Consider the following 12,499-nt stretch of genomic DNA (forward strand, 5'->3'; position numbering starts at 1 on the left):
AACGGCAGGAGCCCGCGAAACGGGCGAGACAGCCGAAGACAAGGAGTCCTTCTCATGTTGCAGCCACCGAACATCCTTACCATCGCCGGATCGGATTCCGGCGGCGGGGCCGGCATCCAGGCCGACCTCAAGACCATCATGGCCCTCGGCGGCTACGGCATGAGCGTCATCACCGCACTGACGGCCCAGAACGGGCTTGGCGTGCGGGGCATCCATGCGCCGGAGCCGGAATTCGCCGTCCTGCAGCTGCGCACCGTGCTGGAGGGCTTTCCCGTGGCGGCGGCCAAGACGGGCATGCTTTTTTCGGCGGGGATCATCCGCGCCCTGGCTGCCGAATTGCGCCAGGTGTCCTTCCCGCTGGTGGTGGATCCCGTGTCCATCAGCCAGAGCGGCAGCCCGCTGCTGCAGGAGGACGCCATCGCCGCCCTCAAGGAGGAGATGATCCCTCTGAGCACCCTGTTGACGCCCAACCGGCCCGAGGCCGAAGCCCTGACCGGCATGAGCATCCATTCCATCGACGACGCCTTCGCGGCGGGAGAGCGGCTCCTTGAGATGGGGGCGCGCGCCGTCCTCATCAAGGGGGGGCACATGGAAAGCTCCGTCGTGGTGACGGACTGTCTGCTCGTCAAGGGAGAAGCCCCCAGGACGCTGCCGCAGCCCAAGGTCGAGACGGAGAACAACCACGGCACCGGCTGCAGCCTTTCGGCGGCCATCGCGACGGGACTGGGCAAGGGCGAACCGCTGCCCGTCGCCGTGAAGCATGCGCAGGAGTTCCTCAATCTGGCCCTGCGCAAAAGCTATGCCCCGGGCAAGGGCTGCGGGCCGGTCAACCACGCCGCGCCCTTTCTGTCCGCCGGCTGCTGAATCCGGCCGGGAGGCGCGCCGCATATGCCGTTCGCGTGGCGGCAGCGGGGCTTATGATGTCTTTTTAGTTTTGCACGCATTTTGCATGTGGTATGGACGTGCTTTGATACCGTCAAAAAGAAGGCGCCCATGCCCTTTCATTTCAGCATGCAGAAGGTGCTCGACTACCGCGAGCAACTGGAAGAAGAGGCCAAGGTCAGACTGGCCAAGGCCGAACAGCAGCGCAATGAACTGCGCTCCCGGTTGGAGATCATCCGCAAGGATCTGATGGAGCAGGAAGAACGCCTGTATACCCATCCTCCGAGCAATGCGGGCGAGCGCTGGCTGCTGGAGCACTTCGTCAAGGGGCTCAAGGCCGACATGGCCGCCACGGCGGTGCAGCTTCGCGCTGCGGAAAACATGGTGGAAGAATCCCGCAGGATACTGGCGCAGCGGGCCATGGATCGCAAGATCCTGGACAAGCTCAAGGAACGCCAGAAGCAAAATTACATGCACGATGAGCGCATGAAGGAGCAGCGCTTCAATGACGAAATCGCCACACTCCGTTACAAGGCTCCGACTTTTTAAGCTGTACCGCCTGCTGGCGCTCTTGTGCGTCTTCAAGCTCTGTCTCTTCGGCGCGCTGCTGCTGGATGTGGACTGGGGCAAGGTCCATGAGGACGTCAGGGAAGTCGCCGAGGCGGACATCCGTCCGGATGATGCCGGCGGACAGGAGATGACCGCTTCCGGCGAGGAAGCGGAAACGGTCGCCGCCTCCGAAGAGGCGGTGCCTGAAGCGCTCGCCGCGGCGAAGCAAAAAGCCGCCGAGACCGCCGAAGGCTCGCCGGAAAAGGGCAAGGAGCCGCAGGGAGCGGAAGCCGCCCGGCTGGCCGCCGAGGCTCGTCCCGCCGCGCGTCCTTCCACTATTTCCTCCGGCCTGGACGACAGCGCGGCCACGGCCACGTCCGTGGCGTCGGCGCAGGAAAACGGCGGGAAGATCATCCCCGATGCGGACAGCCCCTTCGTGCGCGCGCCCCAGCTGGCCGAGCCGCCGCTGCTGGAAGCCGGGCTGGCCCGGAATGCGCGTCCCCGGGAAGAAGGCATCATGGATATGCTGGGCCTGAGCAATCTGCCCATTCCCCGGCTGGGCAGCGTGAAGGCGGCGCATGCCGCGGCACAGGATATGCCCGTGCCGTCCGTGGCTGACCGGGTGGGCAATACCACCTTTGCGCCCGCGGCGCAGCAGAATGCCACCGTCATGCCGGGTGCGCCGGCCATTCCGGCCAATATCCCCCGCGGGGAGGACATCGCGTCCGGGCGGGCCCAGGCTCAGCGTCCCAATGCGGGGAACCTGCCGCCCCTGCCCGAGGCTTCCTCGGACATCGCGCGTGCGCCCGCGCCCACCATCCGTCCCATGACGCTGCCGGACGATCCCAACGAAAAGGCGCAGGATCTGGCGCGCCAGGAGCAGGATATGCTCGTGCTGCGCCAGCAGATGGATCAGCGCCTCAAGGAGTTGGAAGGCGCCGAGAAGCGCATGCAGGAACTCATCCGCGACGCCCGCTCCCTTGAGGATCAGAAAGTCCGTTCGCTTATCCAGATGTACGCCAACATGAAGCCCCGCGTGGCCGCCAAGGCGCTGGAAAACATGGATGAGCGCGTGGCCGTGCGCATCCTCTCCGGTATGGCGCCCAAGCAGTCCGGCGAGATCCTGACCTATACCAATCCGGAAAAGACGGCCAAGTTCACGGAGATCATCACCCGCATGAGGACGCCCTAGCGATGCGTCTGCGGCTTCTGCTGGCTTACGACGGCAGTCGCTACAGCGGATGGCAGATTCAGGAGGCGGCCAAGGCCCCGCTCACCATTCAGGCGGAAGGTGAGAAGGCGCTTGGCCGCCTTTGCGCCTGTCCGGTGCGGCTGTTTGGTTCCGGCCGTACGGATGCGGGCGTGCATGCCCACGGACAGGTGGCGCATGTGGATGTGCCCGACAGCCGGGCCGGGTTGCCGTGGCGGCATGCCCTCAACTGTCTTTTGCCGCCGGATATCCGCGTGCTGTCGGCCGAGGTGGCGCATCCGCGCTTCCACGCGCGGCTGGATGCCCTGCACAAGACCTATGTGTATGATTTCTGGCAGGATCGCGCCTTCGTGCCGCCGCGCCTTGCCCCATACGTCTGGGCCTGCGGACCTGTCTCCCTGCCGTCCATGCGCGAGGCGCTGGCATGCCTGCTGGGCGAACATGACTTTGCCAGCCTGCAGAATGCCGGTACCCCGCTGGAGGGGACCGTGCGCCGGGTGATCGCGGCGAGCCTGGAAGAATGTCCGGCCGAGGAATTCCTGCCGCCGCATCTGCCGCGTCTGCGTCTGCGCATCACGGCCAACGGCTTTCTCAAGCAGATGGTCAGGAACGTTGCCGGGTTGCTGTTTGCCTGCGGTACCGGCAAATTGACGCCGGACGCCATCCCCGCCATCCTGGCCGCCTGCGACAGGCAGACCCTGCCTTCTCCCACAGCGCCGCCGCAGGGTCTGGCGCTGGCATCCGTCGCCTATTCTGCTGACGCCGGCTTGCCGGACCAACGCTGCTAGGGCAACACTATTTACTGCTTGTTTGGGGGGAAGAGGCCCCCCTCGCGCTGCTGTCGATGCCCGTAAGGCTCCTGCGTCGCCTAACGGGCACGGCCCTGCGGGCCGCCATTCGGTCGCTCGCTTCCCCCCAAGGTCCCCATCGCTTCCCCAGCGCGCTTTTACCGTGGGAAGAGTCGGAACACGCGGCAAGCCCGCCCCAAAAGGCAGGCGGGGCATGTACAGCTTTCTTTTGCTTATCCAGCGAAATTGTTTATAAAATTTGTTTTAACAGGCCCTAGAGGGTGTTGTCTTTGAAAAAGGCAACCACGCGAGGCGGCGGCACTGCTGTGTCGCCGGCCAAAGCCAGGCGGAAAATCTGCCTTTTTCCGCGAGACCAGAGGATTTATGTTTTGAAGCGCACAGCGTGGCAAACTGAAAATGCTCTGAGAAGTAGGGTTGGGGCTGTAGGCCGGTTGTGCGCCGGCAGGGGAGAAGGGCGGCATGCGGGGAGTCCGCTGGAAATCAAAGGAATCGACACCCTAGCGTAGCTTACGGACGGCTCTTTGCGTGCTTTGGCGGGATCTTGGGAAGGTCCTGCGCGACAGGAGCGTGGCGGGGAGCGGACAGGAAAAAACCCCGCCGAAGCGGGGTTTTCCGATGTGTTGGGCCGTATAATGGGAGGGAAACCCAGCTCCGCCAATCGGAGCCCACATCAAGATAGGGGAGTGGCGTTATCACTCCTTGGATTTAAGCTAGCGCAAAAATATTTTTTTGGCAAGCGAAAAGATCAGACGTGCGGAACATGCGTCAGTAAACGTTTTGGGGGGCGTTCTGACCTATGCTGCCCGAAATGCTTTCCGGGCAGCATGGTTGCCTATCGTCTGTCCAAAAGATTTTCGTTTGAAACGCTTAGCGTTCCAAATCATACGGCCTGACGTTTCGCGGAAAAAGCGCGATTTTGCCGCTCACGTTTGGCCGGGCGGCTCTGTGCCGCCGCCTCGCCTGTTGCCTTTTTCAAAGGCAAAAGGCTCTAGAGGATGTCCTCTCCCAGGCGTCCTTCTTCCTGCAGGGAGCGGAAACGCTGCTGCAGCATGAGCGGCAGGCCGTCGCGATCGTTGGGATCGTATTCGAACATGACCGCCGTCCCGTAGCAGGAGAAATATTTGCTGCCGTCCGGGTGGAAGGCCACATTCTCGTTGTAGCCCACGATGGCCTGAGCGCCCTTGTTCATGGCCCGGCAGGCCATGCCGAAAAAAGCTTCTTCGGAATCAAAGCCGCGGCAGCAGACAAGGCCAAGCACTTTGGCGATGCGGCGACCTTCCACTTCGTCCGTCGTCACCACAGGGAAGCGCCCTGCCATGAAAATCTCACGGGCCCGATCCGTCATTTCGCCCATCTTGCGATGCTGCTTCCGTTCAGCCTTGCGGGCCTTCTTTTCACTGTTGCCACCAAGCAGAAAAAACATGGACACCTCCCTCGGGCACGTGCTGCGTGCCATCTTGTTGCCATTTTTAATGCAATATGGAGGCCAAATTTATTTTGTCAAGTAAAAACAGCTTGTTGATTGTATATTGTGCAAGAATGCCAAAAGCCTGACGGCAGGTTGGGCGTCAAGACCGTTCGAGGAAGGTCGAGGCGGATAGCCCGCCGGACAGCGGGCCGTCAAAAGCCCGCCGGTCACCATGTCCCGGCGGGCTTGTCGCATTGAAGGGGGATACTGGACGCCCCGATGCGGGGCTGGCTGGTCTCTGGCTTGCCGGGGGCTTTGTGGCGGCTTTGTGCTACGGAGGTCCCTTGCGGCGCTTCGTCCCGCGCACGCGTCCGTCAGGCCGGCACGGATGGACGAATCCTTTGGTCAGCGCTCCCAGGAGCGCAGGCGCTGGCGCTTGTCCTTGTGTTCCCACCAGGCAAGGCGCAGTCTGTCCAGCACCATGCAGACGCCGCAGGCCGCAACGAGCAGCGCGGCCGTGCTGAAGACGCCCCGGTAGCCCCAGCCCGCATTGACCACGGCCCCGCCCAGCAGGGGGCCGATCATGCCGCTGGCGTCAAAGGTCAGCATCATCACGTTGGAATTGATGGAGCGGGTCTCCGGGGTGGAGCGGTCGTAGACGGTGGCGGCCAGCAGCGGGTAGAGCAGGCCCAGGCTGATGCCGTAGAAGCAGGCGCAGACGAAGAAGAGGCTGCGCGGGGCCCAGGCAAAGCCCAGCAAGCAGCAGACGAGCGTCAGCGCGCAGATGGGCACCACCCGGTAGCGGGGCAGGGTATCCAGCAGATGACCGCCGAACAGGCGGATGAGGATCATGGTGATGGTGTAGGTCAGGAAGAACCATTCCGGGCGTGCGCCCGTTTCCACGCACAGGCCCTTGATGAAGTAGATGGCCAGGCTCACCATGATGCTGAAGGCCAGGCAGCCCAGATAGATGAAGGCCAGTCCCGAATGGCTGGCCGCATGGATGAGCTTGCGGGGCGTGAGTTGATCGGCCTCGGCGGCGGGGAGCTCCGAGGCGCGCAGCTTGGGGGCCAGCGGCAGCAGCATGCACAGCGCGGGCACGCCCAGCATGGCCGTGGCCGCAAAGAGGTAGGGCTCCCCGCCCAGCAGGGGGAGGATGCGCTCGCCCACGGCGGGGATGATGGAATACGGCAGAAGCGTGGTCAGGGAAAAGAGGGCGAAACCGCGGGCGCTCTGGCCCTTGGGGATGCAGCTCACCATGACGGTCACCAGACAGCAGGAATAGACGGCCAGGGAGATGCCCTGCACGATGCGCAGCGTCCAGATCATGCCGACCACATGGTCCTTGGGCACCAGCGGGTAGGCCAGCATGACGCAGCTGGAGAGGATGATGGTGCAGAGCAGCGGCGGCAGCTTGTTGCGCTTGAGGAAGATCACGCTGGCCAGCGGCCGGAACAGCAGCACCATGGCCGCCAGGCTGGCAAGCAGGATGCCGCGCCAGTTGGGGCTGACGGCGAGGCCTTCCAGCCATTGTTCAAAGCAGTAGAACACGGCCAGATAGCTGTTGCAGCACATGGCCATGCAGAAGAGCAGGATAAAATCCCGGCTGAGCAGTTTTTCCTGGGGGTGCTGGCCGGAAAAGTCTCGTGGGCGATTCGGGCGAAAGGGCATGGCTACCTCTGTCAACCGTCGGGCCCCGCGCCGGGGGCGGGCGGCATGCGGAGCGAAACGAGACGTCGCCGCATGTTGTTGGGGGTGAAAAAGGGTTTAACAGCCTAGCACCAGCCCTCAACAAGGTAAAGTCCGGGAAAATGGGCTTTCCGGGACCTCTGTCCGCAGATCGCTTGCGGGATAAGGCGCTCTGGGCTAACATGCCCTAACTGGAAGATTCTGTGGTTACCTCAGCAAAGGATACTGGCATGTCCCAACTTTGTCCCTGCGGCAGCGGCCGTGAACTGGCTGCCTGCTGCGGCCCCTGTCTGGATGGCTCGGAGCAGGCCGATACGGCCGAACGCCTTGTGCGCTCCCGGTATACGGCGTACGCGCTCGGCAACTTCCCCTATGTGGTGGAGACGACCCACCCGGATTATCGCGAAGATCTCTCGGTCGAAAAGCTTGAGGAGCAGACGCGCGGCGTGCACTGGCTGCGGCTGGATATGGGCCCCTGTCAGGAGCAGGTCCCCGCGGGCCCCAACGGCGAGCTGTACGATGTGGCCGAATTCTATGCCTATTATGAACTGGAAGGCGTGACGCGCCAGATAGGGGAGCGCAGCTTCTTTGCCCGCAAGGACGGCAGGCTCTACTATGTGGACGGCGAGGCGCGCCGGCCGCAGGCCTACCGCCGGCTGGAGCCCAAGGTCGGCCGCAACGATCCCTGCCCCTGCGGCAGCGGCAAGAAGTACAAGAAGTGCTGCGGGGCCGCCGGGTAGATTCCCGGGGGCTGGATGGATGCGCGTGCCGCCCGCGAAAGGCTGTCCGCCGCAGGGCGGGAAGCCTTGGCTGCGGCGGCATGTCGTGCGGGCCGTCCTCCCCGGCCGTGCGGCAGGGAAGGCGCTGCTTCGCGGCGGCGGGATACGATCCCTGACCCTGTCCGGGTCGGGGATCTGTCGGGAAGGCCGGGCTGTTTTTTGCCGGAGATGATCGCGCGTCCGGCGGCGCGGGCGGGATGTCCGGCGCTTCCGGTCCTCGGAGCGGCGCGGCGGCAGGAAAGGGGAAAGCATGGCAGGCGGCGGCAGCATCGCGTCCATCAGACGTTTTTGTCTTGAGTGTCAAGGGGATTCGCCCAAGGGCGTGCGGGAATGTGCGGACACGCTCTGCCCGCTGTGGCAGTGGCGCATGGCCGCGGCCCAGCCCGGCACGCAGGAACTGTGGTGCGGCCCGGACGCGCCCCGGCGCGCCATGCGCGAGATCCGGCGGCAGTGTCTGGCCTGTGCGGGCGGCAGGCGGGAGGTTCGGCAGTGTGCCGCACGCGAGGCCTGCCCGCTGTGGCGCTGGCGTTTTGGCGTCCATCCCCGCACCTACCGGGACGTCCGGCAGCGTTTTTTCGCTCCCAGACCGCTGAGTCTTTTTGATTGAGGGAGCATCCGCGTGAGGCGGCGTGTCCCGCATGTCCGTCCGGCGTCCGTCCGGCGGCTCACGGCGGGAAGAGCAGGAGAGATGCACATGACTCATTATCTGGACTGGTCACATGCGGCGGCCGGCCGGCTGACGGCGGAGATGCTGCGGCGGCCGAGCGCCCGGGCCGGGGCCCTGGCCTCCCGCCTTGCCGCGGAGGTGGAGCAGGGACGCCTGCCGTTCCTCGATCTGCCGTTCCGGCAGCGGCTGGAGCGGGAGCTGCCGCCCCTGTTGCCCCGGCTGAAGGCCCGGCGGCACATGCTCCTGCTGGGCATCGGCGGTTCGGCGCTTGGCGCGCGTGCCCTGCAGCGTGCCTTTGCGCCGCAGCAGGATGAACCCGGGCATGACGGCCCCTGTCTCTGGATAGCCGACAACGTGTGCGAGGCGACCCTGACCCGCTGGCTCGACCGCCTCCCTCCCGCTGATACCGTCGTCGTCTGCGTGAGCAAGTCCGGCGGCACCATCGAGACCGTAGCCCAGTACCTGCTGGTGCGGGATTGGCTGCGCGCCGCCCTGGGGGATGGCTGGCGGGAGCATGTCCTGCTCGTGACGGACGACCGGCGGGGCTTCCTGCGTGAGGAGGCCGCGCGGCATGCTCTGCCCTCGCTGGAAGTGCCGGACCATCTGGGAGGCCGCTATTCCGCCCTGTCCGCCGTGGGCCTCGTGCCCGCCGCCTTCCTGGGCATCGACTGGCGGGCTCTGCTGGACGGCGCGGCCGCGCAGGGAGCAAGCCTCATCCGGGCGGCGCATGCCGGAGAGCTGGCGGATCATCCGGCCTTCCGGCTGGCGGGCTGGGCGCATGAGCTGGAAGGCTGCGGCTATGACCAGCTGATCTTTTTCTGCTATCTGCCGCAATGGGCCGCCTTCGGGGCGTGGTTCGCCCAGCTCTGGGCCGAGAGCCTCGGCAAGGACGGCACGGGCAGCCAGCCGCTGCCGGCCGTGGGCGTGACGGATCAGCACTCCATCAATCAGATGTTCCTTGACGGGCCGCGCAACAAGGCCTGCCTTTTCCTGAGCGGGCCGGAAGCCGATGTGCGGCAGGCGGGCGGCGCGGGGCCGCATTTTTCGGCGGACATGCCGGAACGCTGGCAGTGGCTGGCGGGACGCCCCTTCGGCTGTCTGCTGGACGCCGAGGCGCTGGGCACGCGCATGGCCCTCTGCCGGAGCGGGCTGCCCCTGACCCATGTGCAGATGGAGGACGCTTCGCCCAGGGCTGCGGGCGCTCTGATGGGCCTGCTGGAAGGGGCGACCCTGCTGACCGGCTGGCTCAACGGCATCGATCCGCTGGATCAGCCCGCCGTGGAGCTGGGCAAGCGGCTGGCCAACGCCCGTCTGGGCGCGCCGGGGCTGGCTGAGGACGCGGCGGCCATGCGGGACTTTCTGGCGCGGAGCGCCGACCGGCAGCCGTTTTGAGTCCGGCGGGGCACGAGGGTATGCGCAGCATTCGTGAATGGCTGGGAAGGTCCCGGCCGGAGACCCGCGAGACCGCCGGAGCGCCGGCGGCGGACCTGCCGCTCAGCTATGCGCGGACGCTTTCCTGGCTCTCGCTCGTGATCATTTTGCTGACGAGTCTGGGCTTGTCCTTCTTCATATCCAATTCGGCGCGGCAGACCCTGCTCACCAAGCAGGAGGAATTCGCCCGCCTGCTGGCGGACAACCTCAATCACCAGATCTTCCGGCGTTTTGCCCTGCCCACCATCCTCGCCCACGGGCGCATCGCCCTGCGCCAGCCCTCGCAGTACGAGCACCTCAACGAGGTGGTCGGTTCGGTCATCCACGGCCTGCCGGTGGAGCGGCTGCGCATCTATGATTTTTCCCGCTTGGTGGCCTTTTCCACCAACAAGGAGGATCTGGGACGTACGGGGCTGGCCCCGGAAGGACTGGAAGAGGTCTTGCGCGGCGGCCCGGCGCAGGTGGAGATCATTTCCGCCATCCCCGACTGGCAAGCCCCGTTCAACATCCCGCTCCAGCGCGGGACCTTCGTCCTGCGCCTGCTTTGTCCCTTGCGGGGCGAGGCGCTGGAGGCCGGGGGCGATCCGCCGCTCATGGGGGCGCTGGAGCTGACGCAGGACATCACCGGGGACTACGAACAGGTGCTGGCCTTTCAGGGCATCATTGTGGTCATGTGCCTTTTGTCGTCGGTGATCCTCTTCGCCTTGCTGCTCATGCTCATCCATCGGGCCGAACGGGTATTGGCCGAGCGCATGAACCGCAACCGTCAGCTGGAGAACGAGCTGCACAGCAACGAGAAGCTGGCCAGCATGGGCCGGGTCATCGCCAGCATCGCCCACGAGATCCGCAATCCGCTGGGCATCATACGCTCCAGCGCCGAGCTTTTGCAGCGCCGGACGGACAAGACCGATGCGGGGACCCGCCGCATCCTGGACGCCATTTATGACGAGTCCGTGCGTCTTTCGCAGACCGTCAACGATTTTCTGGACTACGCCCGTCCCCGGCAGCCCCGGCAGGATCTGGTGGACGTCAACCTGGTGCTGGATCAGGCGCTGGCCTTCCTGGAAGGGGAGTGGAGCCGCTGCGGCGTGCGCCTTGAGCGGGACACGCCGGCCGGCCTCCTGATACTGGGCGACAAGGACCTGCTCTACCGCGCCTTCTACAATATCCTGACCAACGGCCAGCAGGCCATGGACGGCCCCGGCGTCATGCGGGTATGCGCCCGTCACGAGCAGGAGGAGATCATCCTCGAGTTCCGCGACAGCGGCCCCGGCATCGACGAGGCCATCCTGCCCAATCTGCTGGATCCCTTCTTCACCACCAAGGATGACGGGACGGGCCTCGGGCTGCCCATCGTGCAGTCCATCATCGCCAGCCACGGCGGCCAGCTCCATCTGGCCAACGCCGCGGAAGGCGGCGCGGTGGTGACCGTCAGCCTGCCGGCGGCCCCGTGTCCGCCGCAACGCGGCGAAGGCCCGGCGGATGCGGCAAGCAAGGAGAACGCATGAGCGAAAAATCGCATATCCTGATCATAGATGACGAAAAGAACTACCTGCTGGTGCTGCAAACGCTGCTGGAGGATGAAGGTTATGCCGTGACCGCCATCAGCGACCCGGAGACCGCGCTTGCCTTTCTGGGCGAAAGCGAGGTGGACGTGGTGGTGACGGACATGAAGATGCCGCGCGTCACCGGCCGGGAGGTGCTGCAACGGGTCAAGAAGAGCTGGCCCTACATCCCGGTGCTGATCATGACGGCCTTCGGTTCCATCGAAAGCGCCGTGGAAGTCATGAAGTACGGGGCCTTCGACTACATCACCAAGCCCTTTTCCAATGACGAGCTCCTGCTCTCCCTGCATAACGCCACGGAGCTGGCCCGGACGCACCGGCAGTACCGCCTGCTGCAGGAAGCTATGGAAGACCGCTACGGCGTCCACAAGATCGTGGGGCGCAGCCGGGCCATACGCGACGTGCTGGCCATGGTGGACAGGGCCGCCCCCAGCCGCTCCACGGTGCTCATCACCGGGGAGTCGGGAACCGGCAAGGAACTGGTGGCCCGCGCCATCCACTACTCCAGCCCGCGCAAGGAAAAGCCCTTTGTTTCCGTCAATTGCATGGCGCTCAATCCCGGCGTGCTGGAAAGCGAGCTTTTCGGGCATGAGAAGGGGTCCTTCACCGGGGCCGTGGCCATGCGGCGCGGCCGCTTCGAGCAGGCGGACGGGGGCACGCTCTTCCTGGACGAGATCGCGGAACTCACGCCGGAGCTGCAGGTCAAGCTTTTGCGCGTCCTGCAGGAACGGCGCTTCGAGCGTGTGGGCGGCAGCGAAGAAGTGGAGGTGGATATCCGCGTGGTGGCCGCCACCAACAAGGATCTGGCGAGCATGGTGGAGGCCGGTACCTTCCGCGACGACCTGTATTACCGCCTCAATGTGGTGCAGATCCCTCTGCCGCCCCTGCGGGAACGGCGGGAGGACATCCCGCTGCTGGTGGCCCACTTTGTGGAAAAGGTGGCGGCGGACAACAACATGGCTCCCAAGACCTTCAGCACCGAAGCCCTCAACTACCTGACGGGCTACGAGTGGCCCGGCAATATCCGCCAACTGGAAAACGTGGTGGAAAGCTGCATCGTGCTGGTGCCCGGCTCGGTCATCGAGGTGGACAATCTGCCCGCCGAGATCCGTGATGAAGACGCGCAGTTCAAAAGCGCCGTGGATCTGCTGCCCGTCCAGCTCGATCTGGCGGACACGCTGGAAAAGATCGAGGCCGCCCTCATCCGCCGTGCGCTGGTACGGGCGGATCTGGTGCAGGTCAAGGCCGCCGAGCTGCTCGGTATCTCCAAAAGCCTCCTGCAATACAAGCTCAAGAAATACGCCATCACCGGACATTAGCGCATTTTCAGTACAGCCTGTCGTTTTGCGGGAAAAAACGCGGTTTTTCCGTTCACGAAAGGCCGGGCGGCACAGCGCCGACCGGCCTTTCGTCTTTTTTAAAGGCAAAAGGCTCTAGCTGTAGAGTGTCAACACGTTGTTCACCCTCCGTTCAGACATGAAGCTGGAGGTTTTCTGCCAAGAGCCGAATG

At 64.8% G+C, this 12,499-nt stretch carries 11 protein-coding genes; 9 read left to right on the top strand and 2 right to left on the bottom strand.

Annotation, left to right across the window (positions count from 1 at the left end; all coding sequences use genetic code 11):
- The first annotated feature begins 54 nt into the window (after nt 1-54).
- From thiD to truA, 4 genes are all read left to right on the top strand, one after another.
- A complete protein-coding gene (gene thiD / locus Q0K12_RS02705; RefSeq protein ID WP_297260158.1) occupies nt 55-864 on the top strand; it encodes a bifunctional hydroxymethylpyrimidine kinase/phosphomethylpyrimidine kinase in 810 nt (269 codons plus the stop codon).
- Between the two features lie 129 nt (nt 865-993).
- The gene (fliJ, locus tag Q0K12_RS02710) at nt 994-1,431 is read left to right on the top strand and encodes a flagellar export protein FliJ (RefSeq protein WP_297260160.1); all 438 of its coding nucleotides are present in this window, start codon (nt 994-996) and stop codon (nt 1,429-1,431) included.
- A complete protein-coding gene (locus Q0K12_RS02715; protein ID WP_297260162.1) occupies nt 1,388-2,623 on the top strand; it encodes a hypothetical protein in 1,236 nt (411 codons plus the stop codon). Before fliJ ends, Q0K12_RS02715 begins: the two co-directional genes overlap by 44 nt.
- A 2-nt stretch (nt 2,624-2,625) precedes the next feature.
- Nucleotides 2,626-3,429, top strand: a complete 804-nt coding sequence (truA, locus tag Q0K12_RS02720) for a tRNA pseudouridine(38-40) synthase TruA (RefSeq protein ID WP_297260164.1) — start codon at nt 2,626-2,628, stop codon at nt 3,427-3,429.
- A 1,009-nt stretch (nt 3,430-4,438) separates the two neighbouring features.
- On the opposite strand, the gene Q0K12_RS02725 is transcribed toward truA, so the two are convergent.
- Together Q0K12_RS02725 and Q0K12_RS02730 are read right to left on the bottom strand one after the other, a co-directional pair.
- Entirely contained in the window at nt 4,439-4,873 is a 435-nt protein-coding gene (locus Q0K12_RS02725; protein ID WP_297260166.1) for a hypothetical protein, read from the bottom strand.
- 390 nt (nt 4,874-5,263) lie between these two features.
- Nucleotides 5,264-6,529 carry an MFS transporter gene (locus Q0K12_RS02730; protein ID WP_297260168.1) on the bottom strand — a complete coding sequence of 422 codons (1,266 nt, stop codon included), beginning with the start codon at nt 6,527-6,529 and terminating at the stop codon, nt 5,264-5,266.
- 248 nt (nt 6,530-6,777) lie between these two features.
- Here Q0K12_RS02730 and Q0K12_RS02735 point away from each other — a divergent pair, with 248 nt between their 5' ends.
- From Q0K12_RS02735 to Q0K12_RS02755, 5 genes are all read left to right on the top strand, one after another.
- Nucleotides 6,778-7,287: a YchJ family protein gene (locus Q0K12_RS02735; RefSeq protein ID WP_297260170.1), complete on the top strand. Its 510-nt coding sequence runs from the start codon at nt 6,778-6,780 to the stop codon at nt 7,285-7,287.
- A gap of 289 nt (nt 7,288-7,576) precedes the next feature.
- The gene (locus Q0K12_RS02740) at nt 7,577-7,933 is read left to right on the top strand and encodes a hypothetical protein (RefSeq protein WP_297260172.1); all 357 of its coding nucleotides are present in this window, start codon (nt 7,577-7,579) and stop codon (nt 7,931-7,933) included.
- Nucleotides 7,934-8,014: 81 nt separating this feature from the next.
- Nucleotides 8,015-9,385 carry a glucose-6-phosphate isomerase gene (locus Q0K12_RS02745; RefSeq protein WP_297260173.1) on the top strand — a complete coding sequence of 457 codons (1,371 nt, stop codon included), beginning with the start codon at nt 8,015-8,017 and terminating at the stop codon, nt 9,383-9,385.
- 20 nt (nt 9,386-9,405) lie between these two features.
- The gene (locus Q0K12_RS02750; protein ID WP_297260175.1) at nt 9,406-10,932 is read left to right on the top strand and encodes an ATP-binding protein; all 1,527 of its coding nucleotides are present in this window, start codon (nt 9,406-9,408) and stop codon (nt 10,930-10,932) included.
- Complete coding sequence (locus Q0K12_RS02755) at nt 10,929-12,308, top strand: sigma-54 dependent transcriptional regulator (RefSeq protein WP_297260177.1); 1,380 nt, start codon at nt 10,929-10,931, stop codon at nt 12,306-12,308. The genes Q0K12_RS02750 and Q0K12_RS02755 overlap by 4 nt, the downstream gene beginning before the upstream one ends.
- Nucleotides 12,309-12,499: the final 191 nt, after the last annotated feature.

Origin of the sequence: uncultured Desulfovibrio sp., assembly GCF_944324525.1 — a bacterium.
Lineage (GTDB): Bacteria > Desulfobacterota > Desulfovibrionia > Desulfovibrionales > Desulfovibrionaceae > Desulfovibrio.